Raw genomic sequence first — 19,847 nt, 5'->3', positions numbered from 1 at the left:
GATTCGGCCAGATTCGGAATACTCGGGGGCGCCCAAGGTTCTGTGTCGCAAGTACTCGGTTGACTTATCCACATGCCTTTCGATCGCTTGGTCACCGAGGCCCTCACTCACCTGGATGCTTTCCCCAGGAAGGGCCTTTCTCGGGTCGATTCCGTCGAATCCGGGGTCCGATTCGTAGTGGGTGGAGATCATCCGCTGCCGACTCGGGTTCTTTTGTGAACTTCTCCGGATCGTGGTTTCGGGCAGGGGGATGCGCGGGAGCCCAGGGGTCCCCCCGAAATCAATGGGATCACGGGAAGAGCCCTCGCACCAGATCACGGTTCACACCTGTGGATAACTCCGCGAAGGACCCCCCGGGACCCCGGACCAACTCGGCAAGAAGGTTCCCGGGCGGAATCCGGTGACCCCGGTGCGGGGTGCGGGCGACGGGGCCACCGGGCTTGGGACCTACTCCCGGAACGGCTCGCGCAACCAGGGCTCGGGCAGCGGAGAGCGTTCGACGAGCGCGTCGTTCAACCGTCGCCAGTACCGACCGGCCTCGGCCAACGCCCGCCAGGCGACCACCACTCCCCCGACCTCGCGCAGCGCCTCGCTCACCGAGTCGTAGCAGTGGGTGGCGTAGTCGTAGGCGATCCCCCGCTGGTCCGGCGGAACGGACGGCCGCACCATGGAGGCGAGCCAGGTGGAAGGCAGGGGCTCACCGGAACGGATCCGCCGGTCGAGCTCGGAGAAGAGGCGGTCGGCCCGAGCCAGCGTCCAGGCTGCGTGAGCAGGCCGGCCGGGGTCGTCGAGGAGCCGGCAGATCCCCGCGACCAACTCATCGGACCGCGAGGCCCTGGAGGTCGAGGCGGTCGGGCGAGCAGGTGAGAGTGCGGAGGGCTCGGAGGACTCGGAGGGGCCGGGAACGTTGGTGTTCATGCGCAGCACGCCCTCACGGTCGCCTCGGGCAGATTCCTCGCGTAGCGCCGCACCCGACGGGAGCGGCGGCGGATCTCCGAGGTGAGCTGGTGTGCGTAGCCGTAGGGGGTGGTGTGCAGGCCTCGCGAGGGGCGAGAGAGCCGTATGAGCATGGCGAGTAGGGCCAGTAGGATCTTCATCGTCGTCCTGTCTTAGTCAGGTCGGCCATGGCCCCGGGGCGTGCTCCAACACGTCGCCGGGGTTCCGTACGTCACGGAGCCTTTACTCTACCCATCTTTCCCTCACTGTTACATGGATATCCTCAGACCTCCCCAAAAGATATCCGTGAACCTCCCTCAACCATGCTCGTTCTATGGACTTGCCGAGCGGCTACAAGCCGGACTCTGAGATCGATGACGAAGCCATGGACCCCGTGTGGGTACAGCTGGCAGCGATCCTCGTCGCTCGAATCGACGCGGGACAATACCCTGCGGGTCGAGCCATCCCCTCACTCAGTCAGCTGCGCCAGGAGTTCGGAGTTGCCAGAGGCACCATCGTGAAGGTGACCAACTTCCTCGCTGAGCAAGGTCGCGTGCGCCCGGTACACGGCCGAGGGGTGTTCGTCCTGCCTCGGGACTGAGGGCCCGATGGGCCCCAGGAGGGGATTCGGTCACTACGACCCCAACGGACAGAGCTGCCGAAGGTTCAGTGCGGAGCGTATCCAAGCCGTGACCGTAGAATTGTCGGCTTCGCCCCAGTAAGAGTGCCCCACACGCAGAAAACCTCGAAGAGAATCGTCGAAACAGTCGCGCGGGCGCGCCCGCGTCCTACATAATTCTTATCGAGGGTGGGGACGGCCCGCCGGGGGTTTCACTACTCGTTTTCCCCGGTGGGCCCTCTTCCTCCACTCACCTTTCCCGGGATATGTGATTTGCGGTGGGGACTAATCAACTTCCCGGGATTCGGCCTCAGGGCCGGGGCTCTCCGTTGAGGAGAATGGGGGAACTCCGTGGGTGCTGTTGGCAGAGGGAGCAGCCGGGGGTACGGAGTGGTCAACAAGAGAGTCCCGGTCCTGTGACTGAATCCTGCTCTGCAGGTACTGGACCTGAGTGGTCAGCGCGTCCAACTTCGCGATCACCTCGTTGTGCTGGACCAATTCGATCTCCTGGTCCTCCTCCCAGCGACCTTCGCTGTACTCCTGCTCCATCGCGGTGACGATCACACCGATCACCAGGTTCAGCATGATGAACGCCGTGAGCACGATGTACAGGACGAAGAAGATCCACGCCTGGGGATGTTGTTCCAACACCGCGTCCGAGACGTCCGGCCAGTTCTCCGTGGTCATGAGCAGGAACATCGTGTACAGCGTGGTGCCGAGATCACCGAAGAACTCGGGCACGTCCTCGCCGAACATCTGCTGACCGAGGATCGCCGACACGTAGATGACGATCAGCAGTAGCCCGATCACCGTGCCCATGCCCGGGACCGCTTTGAAGAGCGCCCCTATGATCTGCCTCATCTGTGGGACCGCGGTGATGAGTCGCAGGATCCGCAGCACTCGCAGGATCCTCAGCACCGCGAACGGTCCGGTCGCCGGGATCAGCGAGATGACGACCACGCCGAAGTCGAACCAGTTCCAGGGATCTTTCCAGAACCTGCCCCGCCAGGCGTAGAGCTTCAGCGTCATCTCGATGGCGAAGATACCGATGAAGATCCGCTCCGCGATGAGGAGATACGGAAGGGCAGAACCCCCATAAGTGGCCCATCCCAATATGATGGCGTTGGCCAGAATCACGCAGAACATCGTGTTCGAGAACCATCGGCTCTCCACAAACTTGGTGACCTGGCCGCGCCGCAATGCCACTTCCCCCTCAACGTTGAGACCTTGCAATAGGACAAGGTTCGCCAAATATATCGAAGCCCTTGTTCACGCTTCGAAGTGCCCTTGCTCGCCGAAGTACATCCATACGACCACAGAGTCGATGGTCCCCCTCCCCGACGACGGACACCACCCCCATGACGTTACGACGATCCCGCACCGAACGAGTCGACAAACCGCGACCCGAGACCCTGATCAGGGGTACTTTCCGGGGCTCGTCAAGGGGTGCGCTCCACCACAGCCCGGATGACGAAGCGGCCGCATTCGGCCACCCCACGGACGCAAGAACACCCGCCCACGCGATACGCCCGACGTTCGGTGACCGATAAGGCGCACGATGCGCCGCGCGCATAGGGGATGACAGCGTCGGAGTGGGTGAGATAAGAGGGTCCCGCCGCTGGTATGTTCACCTCTGGCCTCGGTGACGCTCCGAGCCGCTGCCCCTGCCCAGCGCCCCCGACCGAGGAAGAAGCATGGCGGAGCTGAAGTACTTCACCGGTTCGATGAATTCGGGCAAGAGCACCATGGCCCTCCAAGAGCACCACTCTCGCGGGGGTGAGGGTGTGCTCTACACGAAGCAGGACCGGGCAGGCTCCGGGATCATCTCGTCCCGGCTGGGCTTGAAGTCCCCCGCGATCGAGGTGGGGGACGTCCTGGACCTGTACGACGACGTCGCCGACCGCAAAGCCCCGTACGTCATCTGTGACGAGGCCCAGTTCCTGTCCTACAAGCAGGTCGGACAGTTGGCGGGCGTGGTCGACGGCATGGACATCGACGTGTACTGCTACGGGATCCTGACGGACTTCCAGGGGCAGTTGTTCCCGGGCTCGAAGCGCCTGGTGGAGCTGGCCGACAAGATAGAGGTTCTGCCGGTCTACGCGCGCTGCTGGTGCGGCAACCGTGCCACGCATAACGCGCGGGTGGTCGATGGCGTGATGGTTTACGAGGGCGCGCAGGTCCACATCGGTGGCAACGAGTCGTACACGACCCTGTGCCGCCACCACTTCATGGCCGGCATCGCTTAACCCAGGTTACGCCGACCGTGACCATTTTTACTGCCCTACTCCTCAGGAATTCTACTCCCAAGGGTGATTGACAGCTGAGGCCCAAATTTACGCGCCTCCCCTGTGAAAGCAGTAGATGTAACCTCATCACTTGACGAGAGGCGAATTGCATAGGTTGCACTTCTCTGCTGGACCAGCATTACATATACGGATTTCGAATTATCTTCCAAGGAACCGTAATAATAATGGGATTCGTCCCCCATATCTGCAACACCGGACTCTGCAACCACCATTTCCGATTCAACCTGAGCACGAAGTTCTTCTAGGTCGACAGAGGCGAGATCATCCCTACTCCCGTCCGGCGTATAGATAATCGCCCTATAGGAGAAGTCGAACTCCCAGGGAACAGTATAAGCCCCCGAAGGCGACATCGTCCCACCACAATCATCCGACCGGACAAGGTCCCCTTCAGCGGGCATCCCGCCATCAGTTGACGAATCTTCGTATTCCCCCTCCGATGCACTGAAATTGAGATTCAGCTCTCGAATAGAAGGAAGAGTTCTTCCGCAAAGATCGAACTTATCATCGAGGAATTCTTCCCGTGGAGTTACACTTTGATTAGCAATCGGAGCCGGAGAATCACCTGGCGAAATACCTGATGAAGCTACATTTAGGAACGTACTGAGAATACCGACGATCACCCCGAAGACACCAAAGGCAGCGAGGGTTCCACAGCCGAAGACGGCGGTGGCGGCCTTCCAACCGTGCAGACCCTTCTTCGCCGGCTCCTTGTGCTTTGTTTCTTCTTCGGTCTTCGTATCCGACAAGGTTAAGCCTGCGCTTCCAGCTGAGCCTTCACTTCGGGGTGCTCAAGCGGACGGGTGAACCCCACGATGTCCGCACGATTGGGGTCATCGTACTCGCGCACCGCGATCGGTCCACAGTTGGTGCACCAGGCCTCGACCATCAGTCCGTCACCGACGACCATTCCCATGTGACCGGGCCCTGGGGGCTCCCCCGCCCGCGTGACATCAAAGAAGACCAGGTCACCAGGTTGTTCATCCCCTATCGGAACTTCTGGACCAAAGTTCCACTGGTCCTGAGAAACCCGAGGAACAGTCACCCCGATGCTCTCGTAAGCCTTCATGGTCAAACCGGAGCAATCGAACCCGTTCGGTCCCGTCCCACCCCAGACATACGGCTTTCCGCGCTGGTCGAGAGCCCAATCGACGACGGCCTGAGTCAAGTCGTCCGGGGCACTGCCGATCGGCGCACCATCCTGGTCCACCTGGCAGAGCACCGCCGTACGAACGGAGTCGGTGGAGTTGAATTCACCTTCCGCGTAGCGGTCGGCCCACTCCAACACATCGTCCACGTACCACCAGGCGTGGTTGTAGCCATAGATGGCCTGCCGCACATCGTCTTCGATCCCATGGGCGATGAGATAGTCGGCAGAGGCCGGGATCGCGTCGGCGGGGTCGTACACGTTGACGACCCCGTCGTCGTTCCCATCCAAGCCATAACCCTGTTCCGGGCGTTCCTCCACAGCCTGGATCGGTTCACCGCCCCAACTGTTCCCGGCGGCAGAACCGTCCAAGGCCCCGAACTGCATCGGTCCGGCGGCGCCCCAGTCGTTGTGGCCTTCGGTGATCCCGGGCCCCTCCCAACGACCGTGGTGCGACTCGACCTGGCCGACCCCGGCGAGGATGTTCCACGGGATCCCTCGGTCCTCGCCCACGTCCTGGTAGATCTCCAGGTAGTTCTCGGGAATGGAGTCCATGGCGTACTCGCTGCTGTCCGGCTGATCCGCGTCGGCGTTGGGACCACAGACCACCCCGGACGCGAGAAGAGTACCGACGTTGTTGGTGGTGATCGTGGGAACCAACATCAAGGTCAGAAAGACCAGACCGGCGACACCGATCACCGCGATCAGTCCGACTCGGGTCAGGCATGAGCCACCCGAATCAGGGGCCGAGGGTTGCCGCTGCCAGAGCACGTGACTACTCCTCCCCGAGCTGACCGGCCTCGGCGGGCTGGAAGTCGAAGACCTCCCAGGAACCGCCTTCCTTGATCACGGTGATGGCGAACTCTCCCAGCTCTTCGTCGAACTCGGCTTCGCCGGTCTCGGTGATGGACTGGGCCGTGACCACGAAGGTGATGGAGTCGGATCCGTAGGTGCGGATGGAATCGACCTCGGCCCGTCCCTGAGCGACGGCTTTCGCCTCGCTCCTCTCCTCCCAGAAGGCCCCTGCCCGGTTGGCGTCGGACAGCACTTCCGCGTACTCGTCCGTGGACAGAGCCTCCATCGACGCGTAGTACGACTCGGGAGGTTCGGAGTAGTCGATGGTCCCGTAGGCCTCGGCGAAAGCCTTGGCTGTCGCGCCGGCGGCCTGGAACTCCGCCTCGGTGAAGGGGAACCAACCGAGGACGTCCTGGTCCTCGGTGTCGGTGGTCGGGATCGGGCTCGGCGGCACCGTGGCCAGCCCACCGGGAGCACTTCCGGCCGGATCCGGTCCTTCCTCGGTGGGAGCGACCTCCCGAGGCGGCCCGGAGGCCCCCTCTTCTTCGTCGCTGAACCCACCGAGGCTGAAGTAGATCCCGAACCCGGCCAGGGCCGCGATCAGAACGATCACAACCAGCCGCTGTGTGCGCTCGGGGAGAGGGTTGGGCATGGTCTTCAGTTGCCTTGTCGTCTACTCGTCGGCTTAGTCATCATTCAGCCAGAAGGGCACGTCCCGCTTCCGGTCCCGGGTCGAGTTTCTACCCTCGCCCCAGAAGGGGGTGATGGGCGCGTTGTCACGACGCTTGTCGGAACCGGTCAGCCAACCGCCCTCACGGTCACCTCGGCCGCCGCTCGCGGGCGGCGGAGCCGGACGCGACGGACGCTGCGGAGCGGGACGGTCGCGCTTCTCCCGAGGAGCTCCCCACCGGGATCCACGGTTCCCGATGTTGCCCTGAGCGGGTGTCTCTCCACGGCCACCGAAGATGCCACGTCCGGAGCTGGGCTCTGGCCGCTCGGAGCTTGCGGCCCGAGAGTTCCCGGCACCGGCACCGAAGGTTCCGCCACCGTTGGAACCACCGCCGTCATTACGAGTCGGGCTGTCATTGCGTCCCCCGGTACCGAACACCGAAGCCCAACCGCTGTCGCCGGTTCCGGTGTAGCCACCCGCAGGCCTGGGTGGGATGTTCCCGTTGTTGGGGCTTCCGCTGCCGGTGAGGTTGGGGGCCTGATCGGTGGTGCGGTTACCGCCGTTTGGACGTCCGGCGCTCGCGGCGGACGCGGTGTCGCGCCGGTTGACGTTGAGGGGTGGCGGAGCCTCATTGCCGCGTACCCGGCCATATCCACCTGCGCCTCGGACTCGGGCAGGCTCTCCGGCCTCGCCGGGAGTCTCTTCGGGGGTTCGGCCATCGGTGGTGACACCAGGCGCTCCTGCGCCATTGGCCGGAACACCCGCTGCGGCGCCCGCGATCATTCCCGCTCGTTGACGGCCCCAGTTCTGAGCCTTGAGGTAGGCGACGGGGGGCAGGACAGCCGCGCTGTTTCCAAGCGCCTGACTGCGAGCCGCATCGCTGACGATCCGCGAGGTGAAGGTGTTCGCGTTCACCGAAGCGAACAGGTAAGCGAAGGTCTTGCGGTAGATGAAGAGCGCGAGGGTGAACAGAGCCAGCAGGATCATCTGCAGACCCCAACCGATGGGGGTCGACATGACGAGCCCGTAACACAAGACCAGCAGGGCGATCATCAACACCACGAAGATCTGCTTGAGCAGGAATCCCACCATCAGCTCCACCCAACGCAGCAAAACCGTGCGCCCGTAGCCAGGGTGGATACCGATGAGCAAGAAAACCGGGGAAATCATGAAGAGCAGCATGAAGCCGATCTTCAAAACAATTAGCGCCACAGACCCCGCAAGAATCAACCCGCCTGCGAAGAACGCAGCGAAGAGCGCCAAGGTCGCCACCCCAAGCCGACTCCCCGGATCCTCTCCGGAAAAGAGAGGGTAGACACTTGGATAGTTTTCTTGCACATCCGAAGCAATGGCCTCGTAGCTCTCTTGCTTATCAGTAATAAGAGCAGTGGCATCGAGTTCACCATCTGCGATTTGCTGTTGCTCAATTCGACTGATTCCCTGAGCAGCCAACAAATCTTCAGCGTGCAACTCGCCAGCGTTGATAGCCATGTCGTCATTGCCGAACTGGCCAGCCATCCAGGGCTGACATACCAGGCTCGACCACATCATGTCCGCGTTACGGCGGACCTGAAAATCCGCCTCTGACTCCCAGTCCGCACGTTCAGGAGGTTCTGCACCGGCCGGGCACGAAACAGCCGCCCCACCATAGGGAACTTGCCCGACAGCGCTGGTCACCAACTGAGTACCGGAGTTCACCAGACTGCTGCCCAACCCCATCACCTGTGCGGGGTTGATCAGGATCCACATCCCGAGCGCGGTCGCCGCCACCATCCAGATCGTCGACTCGATGGTCAGGGTCATTCGCTTACGGATCAGACCGAACCAGCCGAGCCAGATCGCACCCAGGATGACGATGGTCGGGATGAGCGGTCGCCACACGCCTTCGCGCAAGGCGATGACGACGTTTTCCACCGTCTCGGTGAAACTGGCGAGCAACCCGTCGGAGGTGGCCGCCTGGTAAACGGTGATCGTCGACTGGTTGATGGTCTTCGAAAGGTCCCAGGCCGAGTTCGCGAGGGTTGCCTGAGCTCCGTTCGCCATCCCGTCGACGCAGGACTCGGTGATCATGTGCCATTGCTGTCCGGCCGTTCCGTACTGGCCGTACATGCTGGCGTCAGGAGGCAGCCCGTCCGGGGATCCTTCGATCGCCGATTGCGACTGCGGAGGGACGAGAAGGCCATCGGATCCGCTTCCGGCGGACTCGGGGAGTGGCGCGGGCTGGCCTGGGCACAGGGGGTTGGCCGTCGCGCTGGTGAGCGGGATCAGGATGAACCCGCAGAGCATCAGGAACGTCATCAGGAGGCGTCGCCATCCCCGCCGGTGGACGTGCTGATGCGTCATCTGCTGAGCTCCTGCGTCGTGTGTTCGTCCGGGATGATGGCAGACCAGAAGGCCTCACGCCGCACACACACGCCCACGCGCCACCCGGCACGCGGTCCGTCCGCGACAACAAGGCCCCCGCATGTCTTTACCCCATCCTCTATGGTGCGCCATCACCAGGCCGGGGGTTGGCTGCAACGCGACTCGTTTTCTTCTCGACACCTCCGGACCACTCCACCACCGGGGGACGAATCACCGATTTCGTGACGTTTCCGCAGGTAAAGGCGCCGACCGGACACCCGTAACTCCCGATAACCGCGAGGCCACAATTTGCTGGCCACGAGGAGACTATGAGCGGCGTCACAGTATCTTTCGTAGCGAAAATCGGACATAGGACAATCTTTCAGACTGGGACCGGGTTCCTATAACTGCTTCGGTGGGAGCCGCAGCGTGTATTGACGTTGGGCCGAAACGGTCCCGGGACCTTCCCTGGCCGGGTCTCACCCTCCGTCCACGCACACCGGCACCTTCGCCCACCCTGCTCGTGTCGGTCCCGCTCCCAAGAACCGGATCCGTGAGCCGGACGTCTAGACGAACGGATGCCCGTGCGCGTTCCGCTCGCCTGGCTTCCGCGCCCCCGCGCCCCCGCGCCCCCGCGCCCGCTTCCCCCGGTCACATCCGCCCACCGCTCCGGGAACCCCGGCGTCGCGAAGCCCGTCCTACCGGACCGCGCCCCCACCCCCGGCGCCCGTGTTCCGTCCGATGTTCACCACCCGAGGGAGGCGTCCCGGGTGGAGCACCATCCGGACAACGGCGGGGCGCCCACACGATCCGACAGGTGACAGGAGCCGTAAATGGCGGAGATCGCACGGAACTCCATCGTCGTTCCGGTCGACGATGGCATGATCCGCATCGCCGATTTCAAGGAGGTCGTGGACCCGAGCGTTCCCCGGCGAAGGATCTCGCAGGTCATCAGCGAGAGGGGCGACCACCTCTACATCCACTGTTCGGAGGGTGCGGACCGTGTACGGGTGACCGCTCGCTTCTTCGACGCTCCAGGGGAGGGCGGCGACGCGTCGATGGTGGACGCGGGGACCGCACGGTTGACCCTCCGCTCGCAGTTCCTAGCGGTCCAGGGCGCCCCTGGGAGCAACTTCCTCTGGGGTGCGCCCTTCCAGGGGTCGGGCCGGGTCAGGGTCTTCCATACGGGACTCTCCAAGGTCGACGATCCCGGGGAGGAGAAGTACCTGCTGGACTTCGCTCCGGCCCGTTGAAGGGCGGGCGCGGACGCAGGGAACCGAGTACTGTACGAGCCACCCCCTGTCCCTCCCCCGGAGTGTCATGAGTCCCGTTCCCCCCGCCCCCCGCCGGCCCTCAACGGAACCACCGAAGTCCTCGCCGGAGCGGGCGTTCCGGCGGACGCGGCTGCCGACCCTGGCCGCCACCGTGTTGCTCCTGCCGACGCTGGTGGCGGTGACGGTGATGCCGGTCGGCATGATCGTCGGGATCATCATGGTGTTCGTCTTCTTGCCCGGAAGCGTCGTCGGAGCCGTTCTCACCTACGGCGCCGCGCTGATCCCGTTGGTGGTCATCGCCACCGTGGCCCGTTACGCGCTCAAGCGCTCCGGGTGGCGGCGCCCCATGGGCATCGTGCTGGTGCTGTACGTGGCGTTGGCGCTGCCGCTGCTGCCGGTGAAGACGATGGTGCTGCTGTCCGAGGCGGACGTGCTCCGCACCCCCGAGCCGGTCAGCATGCACTCCGAGGACCCGTCCTGGTTCCTGTGGGCCCACCTGCTCGTGGGCGCCGTCCTGATCGTCCTGGTGGCCATGGAGTTCCTGGCCCTGGTGCGGGCGCGACGCGTCGGGGAAGGGGACGGGGGCGCAAGCGAGCCGACCGGTTCGGGGTGGGGCGGGATCGGCGCGGCCGTCGTGGCCCTGTCGGTGGTGGCCGTGCCCATGTCGGTGCTCGCCTACGAGGGCGCGGCCCGGGAGACCGCCGCCCATGTGGCCGCGGACGTGGCGGTCATCAGCGAACTCGCGGACCCGCCCGTGGTACTCGATCACCCGACCTGGGACCCGTGGTGGGTGAAGACGCGTGACGGCGACGATCGGGTGGAGGTCCACTACCGCCGGAAGCCCGAGGCGATCCTGGAGGTGCACACGGTCCCACTCGATTCCGACGTGGTCGCGTGCTGGGAAGAGTCCGAGGAATCGGACTGCGTAGTGATGGGGGTCCGGGTCCCCGGTTTGGGCGAAGGTGAACTTCGGGCAGCGACAAATCTGCACACCGCCTCAACGCCCACGGACACATCGACAGTCGTGTACCTGGAGATCGCGGGCAGCGACCTGATGGTGATGCTGCTGCCGGGAATCGATCAGAGCAAGAGTTTCCTGCAGGGGCGGGTGCCCTATGACATCTCAGCGGAGGAACTCTTGGACGCGGCCGAGGGGCTGTACCTGATGGACCAGGGCGACACCGAGGACGTGCGCCGACTCGCCCTGGACGCCCACCTGGCGTGGTGATCGGCCGGACCCGGTGATCCGGGTGGGCCGGATGACCGAACCCACCGCACGCATTCGCCCGGTAACGGAGAGGGAATATTCGATGTTGGTGAGTGGGCTCGGCTGAACTTCGGTCGACTCAAGTGAACTCGGGGGACCACGGGAACTCGGGGAATTCGGAAGCAACTTCTCCATACTTCTTCGTGTCCGGATGAGGACACGGAAGACGGAAAATTCGGACCGGCGGGCGGGCATTCCGACCTTTGTCCGAGAGGAGTCCGGGAGAAGTATTCGAGAGCCCCGACGGAACGAATCACATGACCGACCGAGCAGGTACGGACACGTTCCGAGCCCTGGAAAAAGCTTGAAACACCGGCTCACACGACTGACCGATTGCGGTCAACCGCCCTTGGTCCCCAATGTGTTCATCAGCCCATCGGACTACAGTGGAGTTTCGGTTCCGACTGGTCATCGAAACGGCGTTCCCTCCCCTACCTCGCCACACCACACCGCATCGCCAGAAAGGAAGCCTCCCCCATGTCGACCCCCGAACACGCCACCGTCGGCCGTTACGAACTTCGCGGGCGCCTGGGTTCGGGTGGGATGGGAACGGTCTGGCACGCGTTCGACCCGATCCTGCAACGGGACGTGGCGGTCAAGGAGGTCCTGCTGCCGGACGGCATGAGCGAGGAGGACCGGGTAGAGGCGCACGCCCGGACGCTGCGCGAGGCGCAGGCGACCGCGCGGATCCACCACGGCGCCATCGTCACCGTCCACGACGTGCTCGAACACGACGAGAGCCCGTGGATCGTCATGGAGCTGCTCAGTGGCTCCTCCCTGCACCACCACATCGAGGCGCATGGGCCCATGCCGGTGGAGCGGGTGGAAGAGGCCGCCCGGGCGCTGCTGGGCGGGCTGAAGGCGGCGCACGCGGTCGGGGTGACCCACCGGGACGTCAAGCCCGCCAACATCATGCTCACCGAGGACGACCGGACCGTCCTGATGGACTTCGGGATCGCCAACGTCGACGGGAGCGCCGCGCTCACCCAGACGGGTGTGTACATCGGCTCGCCCGAGTACATGGCTCCGGAACGGTTCGAGGGCGAGCGGGCGCTGCCGGCCTCGGACCTGTGGAGCCTGGGCGTGACCCTGTACTCACTGTTGGAGGGGCGTTCGCCGTTCAAGCGGGACAGCATCACGGGAATGATCAGCGCGGTGCTGACCGCCCCGGTCCCGCCGCATCTGAGCCGGAACGAGGCGGCGGGTTCGCCGCGCGGGGCGGCTTTGCAGGCGCTCATCTCGACGCTGCTCACCCGGGACGTGGGCGCTCGGCCCGGCCCGGCGGAGGCGCTGGAGTTGTTGGAGCGGGAGCGGCAGGACGCGCAGAAGGACGTGCGGACCCGGAAGGCGGCGCTGCCGGAGGAGACGACGGTGGAGTCGGCGGCCGTGGAATCCGCGGCGGTTTCGGAGACGGTTTCGGAAGTGGTGGGGCCTGCGGCGGGGTCGGAGCCGGACGCGGGACAGGCGGAGGAGGTGCCTCAAGCACCGGCACGAGAACCGGCTCAGGGGACGCCTGGGCAGGGGGAGCGGCGGGTGGGTGGTCCGGTACCCGGGACCCCCGCTCGGAGAGTTCCGGTGTGGCAGGGACCGGTACGGCAGGGGCCGGTGCGAGGCGCCCCGGCCGGTGGCACCCCCGCGCAGGGTTCCCCGGCTCGGAATCAGCCCGTGCCCGCCTGGAGGCGACCGACCCCGACACAGCGTGGTCCTGTTCCCGCCCCTCGGCAAGGTGGGCGACAGCCCTTGGTCCGGACTCAGGCTCAGGCTCGGCAGCGGATCGACGCACGGGCCGGGCATCCGTCGCCCGTCCCGGCACAGGCGGGCGTGACCACCGAGGCGGCCCGGAACTTCCTCGAAGGCACCGGTTACACACCCATCGGGACCCCCGCCGCCACGGAACCGGAGAAGCCCGCCGGGGTGCTCACCGTCATGGGCATGCTCGGCGTCAACGCGGTGGTGCTGTTCGTCTTCACCGTCGTGACCATCGTCGGTTCGACGAACTCGGCCGCTTCGTCGTGGGGCACGGCCCTGTTCCTCGGCACGTGGGGGTTGCTGTCGGCGGTCGGTGCGCTGGCGCTGCCGACTCGATCCCGGCTGGTGTTCGCGCTGGTGGTGGTCGGGCAGGCCTGCGGGGCGGTGTTCTTGGGCCTCCGCGTGTTCGAGGTGATCATCCACAGCCCCGACCTGATCGTGCTCTACGTGTTGGCGCTGCTGTACACGGGCACGGTCGGAGGGTTGCTGCTCCTACCGGCGCCCTCCCGTGCCTTCTTCCGTCTGGGGTGAGGGGTTCCGCCTCTGGTGAGGGGGCTCGGGTTCGTGGGGTGTCGCCCTACGGTCTCGGCAGGGCCCGAGGCGATCCGGGGCAGCACGAAATAGGCGGAGCCGATGGCTCCCCCGAGATCGATGGAATCACGTCCGAGGGTCGCGCGCCGGCCCGAACCCGCACGCCTGTGGACGACCCGTCACCGGCCGGGTGGGCCTCCAGGACCTAATCCCACGCGATGGTGCGGACGCCCTCCTTCTCCGGCAGGCCCGAGTCACCGTCCAGGGCGAGCCGACACACCAGGTCCTCGGCGTCCGCCAGGTCGCCGAAACACCCGTACGACATCCGCCGGTCCGGGTCCGGGTTCTCCAGCCACAGGGTGTGCTCGTCCTGCCACAGCAACTGCAACGTGGCACCCGTGAACGACCGGAAGACCAGGAACGCCCCGAGGCTCGGGGTGGTCCGGTAGAGCAACGAACGCGCCTCGGCCAACTCCAGGAGCACGGCGGACACCCGCGAGGCGGTGCCCAGGGGGTGGGGGTCGTCGTGGGCGACCTCCACGAACCCGGTGGGGTCGGGGCGGGCGTCGCGGGCGGGCAGTGACCCGTCCACCGCCCAGCGTCCCAGGATCTCGTCGAGGTGGCGGCGGTCCAGGCGGCGCTCGGACCCCAAGACGCGCATGCGGTCGAAGTCGCGGTCCAGGGTGATGCTCGCACCGGTGATCAGGCTGGTGACCGTGACGGACATGTCGGAGGGCAGCCAGGGCAGGAACAGGCGGGTGAACTCGCGGACCGAAACACAGCGGTTCCGGTCCTCGCCCCACCAGGTGAGCCTGTTGTAGACGGGACTGGTGAGCACCACGTCGACCGTGGGTTCGCGGTCCACGTCCGGGCCGGGGTGGGCGGCCGACTGGCCGAGCCGACGACAGCGCCACTCCATGTCGATCCGAATGCGGTTGACCGACTCGTCCGTCCACATCGCGTCCAGGCCGTGGGCCTGGAGCACTTCCAGGATCTCCTTGGCGACGGCGTGGGTGAGACGCCCCTGGCCGGGGTCGAAGGTCAGCCACAAACCCTCGCCGGCGAACGCCAGTTCGATGTCTGTGTCGAAGAAGTAGACGACCGCGCGCGCCCGCGGGTCCTGGGCGACGGCGAGCCGCCACAGGTGGACCTCGCCACCGCTGTCGGCGAGGCAGCCGTCGCAACAGTCCAACGCCTCGAAGTAGGGGACGCCGATCGCGGCGAGGGCCTGACCCGCGCGTTCGAGCCGGTCCACCTCGGTGCGTACCGGCCACTTGCGCTGCCACCGCAGATGTCGGGCGAAGGCCCGGTCCAGGATCTCCCGTAGCACCGGCGTCCCGGGATGCTCCACCCGAGGATCGGGGCCGCCGTTCTCCGCCAGCGTGTCGGACACCTCGGTGAGGATCTCCCCGAACCCCTGCCGGCCCGTCGCGACGCGGACGGCCATCTCCTCCCGGAGGGCGGCGTGGGGGTCGTCGCCGCTCACCCGTTCAACATTCATTCGCACAATGTGCCAGACCCGGGCGGCCCGTGTGCGGGGAACCGGTGAAGCTTCACCGACCGATTTCGGTCACGGTCCCGTGAAGGCCCTCGAAGGCGCCGTCGTGGTCAGGCGGAGATACCGCTCAGCCCCGTGGCGGCGGCGTGCACGCGGGCGGCTCCCTCGTCCCGGATCCTCCTGGCGGCCTCGGCGGTCCGGGTGAGTTCGGCGACCTCCGGGGACTCCTCCACCAGCAGGGACGCCTCGATCCTCAGCTCCGCGTAGGCGTCGAGCGCCCTGACGGCCTCCTCGCACTGTTCCCATTCCCGGTGGGCCGCCACCGCGGTCTCGACCAGGTGCCCGTACTCGACGATCTGCTCGACCCGGGCTCGGATGTGCTCTTCGGTGGCGACCAGGTGTTCCTGTTGCGCGTGGAGCACCTGACGAACCCGGTCGGTGGTGGCGTGTCGCCGGCGCAGGAGGTACTCGCGCCGCAGTTCCCGTTGCCTGGAGAGCAGGGAGGCGATGCGCCACTCCTGTTCGCGCAGCACGGCGAGTCCGCGGTCGGTGTCGAGGGCGTCGGAGCCGGCCAGCTCCACCCGGGCGTCGACGACCCGGTCGATGGCGTGCTGCACGTCCACCAGCAGCCCGTGGTCGGCGGCGCCGATGTCCGCGGGCAGCAGGACGCGGTCCCGGTGGTCGGCCCGCGGTCGCCGTCTTCGGCCGGAGGTCAGCACGTCGGCGGTGACGGTGCCGGTGAGCAGCGCGAACAGGGTTCCCGAGAAGATCACGGGCGACACGAGGGGCATGACGCCGAACAGCCACAGGGGTGTGACGACCAGGGCTCCCGCGCCGATCAGTCCGCCGGCGACCTTTACCCAGCGGGCGGCGTCGGGGCGCAGTCCCATCGCGGTGACGTAGGTGACCAGGCCGATGGTGGCGATGACCATGCCCAGGAGGCCGCCGGCCGGCCCCAGTGCGATGGCGAGGGCGAGGCCCACCCAGAAGAGTCGGACCCAGGCCTGGCGCAGGCGTTCGGTACGAAGGAGTCCGTCGCTCCGGCCCGCGCGGGGGCGCGGGCCGGTGGTGGCCCAACGATAGGCGTCCTCGCGGGCGTCCTCTGGCAGGGCGGTGTCGACTACGGGGCGGGGCCGGCTGACGTCCTCACTCATGGGCGATCCCTTGTGAGTGGTGGGGGTCCGGGGAGGGCTTCTCCTATAGATCCCCACCACCGGTGCGCCCTACTCCTCGCGGCCGTTTGCGGACACCAACGGCCGTTCTCGGGTGGGGTTGGTGTCCAGCCACCGCAGCAACGACTCCGAGACGAGATCGACGGCGATGCGCCCGGTGCGTCCGTCGAGATCGCGGAAGAGGCATTCACCGTTGCCGAGGTTGCGCAGCACCGCCATGTGGTCCTCGTTGGTGTCCACGCCGAGCAGGTCCATGACGCTGGCGACCTCGTGCGCCTCGCTGGAGCGGAACGCGAACACCGACGACAGACAGTTGGTGACCTGTTCGTTGAGCATGTCGCCGGCGTTCTGGGAGACGAGGATGAGCGCGGTGTTGCGGGAGCGACCCATGCGGGACACCTCCGGGACGAGCTTGGCTCCCTCGGGGGTGGAGGTGACCGCCCACGCCTCGTCCAGGAAGATCGCCTTGGGCAGGCGTCGGTCCAGGCCGTTCATGAGGCGCCGGGCGAACTGCGACACCAGGTAGAGCAGGGCCACGGACAGGCGCTGTTCGTAGGAGTAGTCGTCGCGGTGGACGCCGGAGTCGGGCAGGGTGAGGCCGCCCAGGGTGAACACGGTGGTCCATCCCTCGGTGTCGATGCGCGCCTCGCCCTGGGGGTCGAAGCACAGGGAGGCCAGGCGCATCTCCGCCATGGACCCGAGCACCGCGCCCAGGTTGCGGGATGCGGCGTCCTCGGAGGCGGTGAGGTGGTCGACGACCTTGGCCAGGGACGGTTGGGGTTGGTTGGCGACGGTAGCCACGGCCTGGATCATCGCGGACTCGCGTTCCTCGCTCATGCGGGGCAGGAGCAGGCGCAGCGTCTCGGTGGCCATGGTCTTCTTCGCGGCGAGGTCGTCGCCGAACGCGAAGGGGTCGAGCAGGCCGGGCTGGGCCGAACCCAGCGACATGATCCTGGCCTTGCGGCCGCGGTGCTTGAGCAGCTCCACGAGGGATTCTGCGTCGCCCTTGGGGTCGATGGCGGCGACGGTGACCCCGCGCAGCGCGAGCTGGTAGATCATCAGCAGCGCCAGGGTGGTCTTACCACCGCCGGGTTCACCGGTGATGGCGATGGCGGTGGGGCGGTTGCGGGCGGCGGCGACCATGGGGTCGAAGTGGACGATGGAACGCGCCCGGCCGGTGGTCTCGCCGACGTAGGGGCCGACCCACCCGCCGCCGGAGGTGTCCTCCCGGTCGCCGACGTCGACCGTGGCGGTGGGCATGCCGCCGGCGATGGTGCGCAGCGGCTGGCGCTGGGCGTAGGCGTTCAGACGGATGCGGTCGCCCGGCAGGGACTCGTTGAACAGGGAGAACTGGTCGCCGGTGGAGTTGATGACGTCGATGCCGATGTCGCGGTAGTGCTCCACGACGGCCTCCACCTGCTGCACGAGGAGACGTTCGGTGGGCGCGGACACCATGAGTCGGTGCCAGCCGTACACGAACGGCAGGCGTTCCTTGGTGATGCCGTGTTCGAGCATGCGGGCGGCGTCGATCTGCTCCGCCAGGGCGATGGGCGCCTCCACACCGGCCTCGCGAATGTGCGCGTCCATGTCCCGCGCGTGCGCGAGCTTGCGGCCCACGTCCTTGGACGCCTTCGCAGGCGGGATGAGCTTCATCCGCAGGGACAGCTCGACGGGGAAGGGCAGCGCGTCGGCGTGGTGCAGCCAGGGTTCGCCGTCGGGGAAGGGCATGAGGTCGGGGAAGCGGGAGAAGGACAGGAACGCCACGTGGGTGGAGCCGGCGGGTTGTTCCAGGCGCAGCATGGAGCGGCCGTTGTGGACGACCCCGTCGACGAGCGCCTCGATCTCGCCGCGCCCCCAGGTGCGGCGGCCGGCCGCGGAGGGCTGGATCTCCTCGGCGGTGCCGGAGACGGCGTGCCGGATGAGCCAGGCGATCTCGTCGGCGGAGGCGTGGCGGGCGTGCAGGGAGCTGGCGGAAAGGGCGCGGCCCAGTCGCTCGGACTGGTCGGTCCAGCGGGCGAGTTCCTTGTCCTCGATGGCGTCGTCGTTGATGCCGAGGACCTGCTCGGTGCGCTGGTAGGCGCCGAACACCTGGGAGAACAGTCCCATCCCCACGCCGGCGTTGCGCTGTCCGAGGCGCACGCCGAGGTAGACCTCCTTGGTCCAGAAGTCCTTGGCCCACACGTGCCGGTACATCTCGTCGAGGTAGTCGTACCAGCCGGGGCCGCTGTCGGCGGTGCCGTCGAGTTCGGTGGCCCACCGGGCGGCCGGGTAGGTGCGGTGGGCGACCCGCAGGTGCACCTCGGCGTCGTTCATGCGGATGGCGGCGAGGGCGATGGTGATGTTCGTGGCGAGGGCCTGGCGGTCCTCGGGCGTGGTGAACTCGTAGGAGACCGTCGGGAGTCGGAAGTAGGCCCACGCCTCGTTGTCGCTGAGGAGGACCCGGTCGTCGAAGTAGCGGACCGCGAGACGGGTCGCCCCACGAGTCCCCCTGGTACCGGTCATCGCGCGATCGCCCTGCCCTTCTGGTCGCTTACGGCGGAGGGTGCCGATCCCATCATGGAGCATCGAGGACGAGCCGTAGAAGCGGAAGGGGCCGCGCGTCATCCGAAACGCGCGGCCCCGAACCTCCAGAACCCCTCTAACAGGAGCTGTCGAGGGTGCTCGACAGGGTCGACTCCTCGTCGGAGGTGATCGTGAGGTCGTACTCGTGCTTCACGTTGATCCAGGACTTGACGTAGTCACAGTGGACCGCGGTGTTGTCCGGCATCCACTCCGAGGGGTCCTTGTCGCCCTTGGAGCCGTTGCTGGAGGGGGTGGCCAGCCACAGCTGGGACGAGTCGACGTCGTTGGCGAAGTCGGCGCGCTGGGAGGTGGACCAGTCCGCGGCACCGGTCTTCCAGGCCTCGCTCAGCGGGACCATGTGGTCGACGCTGATGTCACCGGGCACGTCGTAGACCCACTCGTCGTCGAAGGCGCTCCACCAGCTGCCCGCGGTGGGCTGGCAGCTGTCGTCGGTGACGACGTCGTGGCCGTCGCGCTGGAGCACGACCTGGCGGGCGGTGCAGGGACTGTCCACCACGTTCCAGTGCGGGAAGAGGCTTCGGTCGTAGCCGTCCTGGGGTCCCTTGGCGGCGACGGTGAGCGAGTCCAGCTCGGTCCGGGCCTGGGACTCGCTGGGGATGTTCGGGGGCAGTGTGTGGTCCGCGGCGGCGGGGGCGGCCCAACCGAGCACCACCGCGAGGGTGAGCGCGGAGACCGCGGAGAAGGCGCGCGAGAGCGCGCGGGGGTAGGGGGACACGTGTTTCTCCTCAAGAGCGGGTCGAGGTGAACAGGACGACCCTACTGTGGAGTAATCGAAGCCTTTACGCCAGTCCCTCGAGGGTGAATTCTTTGAACCATGCCGCACACCGAATGCTTGTGAAATAGGTCACATGAAAACCCGGCCGCCGGCCCGGTGGGGGACGCGATCAAAGCTCCATAACCGGACGACCTGGGACGATGATCATCGGGGGACCGTTCTGACACCCGGGCGACACAACGCAG

Annotated in this window: 16 protein-coding genes; 5 read left to right on the top strand and 11 right to left on the bottom strand. The window is 66.4% G+C overall.

The genetic code is table 11. The features are described 5' to 3' along the window. Window positions 1–447: 447 nt before the first annotated feature. Both ACWGSK_RS10975 and ACWGSK_RS10970 read right to left on the bottom strand, forming a co-directional pair. Complete coding sequence (locus tag ACWGSK_RS10975; protein WP_452455832.1) at window positions 448–918, bottom strand: hypothetical protein; 471 nt, start codon at window positions 916–918, stop codon at window positions 448–450. Next, window positions 915–1,097, bottom strand: coding sequence for a hypothetical protein (locus ACWGSK_RS10970; protein ID WP_452455752.1), 183 nt, complete (start codon window positions 1,095–1,097; stop codon window positions 915–917). Before ACWGSK_RS10970 ends, ACWGSK_RS10975 begins: the two co-directional genes overlap by 4 nt. Before the next feature lie 173 nt (window positions 1,098–1,270). On the opposite strand from ACWGSK_RS10970, the gene ACWGSK_RS10965 reads away from it, so the two are divergent. After that, window positions 1,271–1,537, top strand: coding sequence for a GntR family transcriptional regulator (locus ACWGSK_RS10965; protein ID WP_452455751.1), 267 nt, complete (start codon window positions 1,271–1,273; stop codon window positions 1,535–1,537). Window positions 1,538–1,840: 303 nt separating this feature from the next. Here the strand turns inward: ACWGSK_RS10965 and ACWGSK_RS10960 are convergent, their stop codons facing one another. Continuing rightward, the gene (locus tag ACWGSK_RS10960; RefSeq protein WP_452455750.1) at window positions 1,841–2,701 is read right to left on the bottom strand and encodes an ion transporter; all 861 of its coding nucleotides are present in this window, start codon (window positions 2,699–2,701) and stop codon (window positions 1,841–1,843) included. Window positions 2,702–3,249: 548 nt separating this feature from the next. Between ACWGSK_RS10960 and ACWGSK_RS10955 the strand changes: the two genes are divergently transcribed. Continuing rightward, window positions 3,250–3,801 carry a thymidine kinase gene (locus tag ACWGSK_RS10955; RefSeq protein WP_358514680.1) on the top strand — a complete coding sequence of 184 codons (552 nt, stop codon included), beginning with the start codon at window positions 3,250–3,252 and terminating at the stop codon, window positions 3,799–3,801. A 35-nt stretch (window positions 3,802–3,836) separates the two neighbouring features. Here the strand turns inward: ACWGSK_RS10955 and ACWGSK_RS10950 are convergent, their stop codons facing one another. From ACWGSK_RS10950 to ACWGSK_RS10935, 4 genes are all read right to left on the bottom strand, one after another. Next, complete coding sequence (locus ACWGSK_RS10950; protein ID WP_358514682.1) at window positions 3,837–4,607, bottom strand: hypothetical protein; 771 nt, start codon at window positions 4,605–4,607, stop codon at window positions 3,837–3,839. Between the two features lie 2 nt (window positions 4,608–4,609). After that, window positions 4,610–5,668 carry a C40 family peptidase gene (locus ACWGSK_RS10945; protein WP_452455831.1) on the bottom strand — a complete coding sequence of 353 codons (1,059 nt, stop codon included), beginning with the start codon at window positions 5,666–5,668 and terminating at the stop codon, window positions 4,610–4,612. A 112-nt stretch (window positions 5,669–5,780) separates the two neighbouring features. Continuing rightward, complete coding sequence (locus ACWGSK_RS10940; RefSeq protein WP_358514686.1) at window positions 5,781–6,452, bottom strand: hypothetical protein; 672 nt, start codon at window positions 6,450–6,452, stop codon at window positions 5,781–5,783. A gap of 33 nt (window positions 6,453–6,485) precedes the next feature. Continuing rightward, window positions 6,486–8,813: a type IV secretion system protein gene (locus ACWGSK_RS10935; RefSeq protein ID WP_452455749.1), complete on the bottom strand. Its 2,328-nt coding sequence runs from the start codon at window positions 8,811–8,813 to the stop codon at window positions 6,486–6,488. Between the two features lie 833 nt (window positions 8,814–9,646). Between ACWGSK_RS10935 and ACWGSK_RS10930 the strand changes: the two genes are divergently transcribed. From ACWGSK_RS10930 to ACWGSK_RS10920, 3 genes are all read left to right on the top strand, one after another. Further along, window positions 9,647–10,066: a hypothetical protein gene (locus ACWGSK_RS10930; RefSeq protein WP_452455748.1), complete on the top strand. Its 420-nt coding sequence runs from the start codon at window positions 9,647–9,649 to the stop codon at window positions 10,064–10,066. Window positions 10,067–10,133: 67 nt separating this feature from the next. Continuing rightward, window positions 10,134–11,315, top strand: a complete 1,182-nt coding sequence (locus ACWGSK_RS10925) for a hypothetical protein (RefSeq protein WP_452455747.1) — start codon at window positions 10,134–10,136, stop codon at window positions 11,313–11,315. 516 nt (window positions 11,316–11,831) lie between these two features. Then, on the top strand, window positions 11,832–13,634 hold the full coding sequence (locus ACWGSK_RS10920; RefSeq protein WP_452455746.1) for a protein kinase domain-containing protein: 1,803 nt from the start codon (window positions 11,832–11,834) through the stop codon (window positions 13,632–13,634). A 205-nt stretch (window positions 13,635–13,839) separates the two neighbouring features. Here the strand turns inward: ACWGSK_RS10920 and ACWGSK_RS10915 are convergent, their stop codons facing one another. The 4 genes from ACWGSK_RS10915 to ACWGSK_RS10900 all read right to left on the bottom strand — a co-directional run bounded on the left by ACWGSK_RS10915 (window position 13,840) and on the right by ACWGSK_RS10900 (window position 19,602). Continuing rightward, complete coding sequence (locus tag ACWGSK_RS10915; protein ID WP_452455745.1) at window positions 13,840–15,135, bottom strand: DUF6891 domain-containing protein; 1,296 nt, start codon at window positions 15,133–15,135, stop codon at window positions 13,840–13,842. Between the two features lie 107 nt (window positions 15,136–15,242). Next, window positions 15,243–16,286 (bottom strand): hypothetical protein, encoded by a 1,044-nt coding sequence (locus tag ACWGSK_RS10910; protein WP_452455744.1) that lies wholly within the window; start codon window positions 16,284–16,286, stop codon window positions 15,243–15,245. 69 nt (window positions 16,287–16,355) lie between these two features. After that, the gene (locus ACWGSK_RS10905; RefSeq protein WP_452455743.1) at window positions 16,356–18,806 is read right to left on the bottom strand and encodes an ATP-binding protein; all 2,451 of its coding nucleotides are present in this window, start codon (window positions 18,804–18,806) and stop codon (window positions 16,356–16,358) included. 136 nt (window positions 18,807–18,942) lie between these two features. After that, window positions 18,943–19,602: an HNH endonuclease family protein gene (locus ACWGSK_RS10900; protein ID WP_358514702.1), complete on the bottom strand. Its 660-nt coding sequence runs from the start codon at window positions 19,600–19,602 to the stop codon at window positions 18,943–18,945. Window positions 19,603–19,847: the final 245 nt, after the last annotated feature.

It is taken from the genome of Nocardiopsis sp. NPDC055551 (assembly GCF_053619415.1).
The sequence above is the reverse complement of the archived record's forward strand: the minus strand, read 5'-3'. Positions and strand labels throughout refer to the sequence as shown.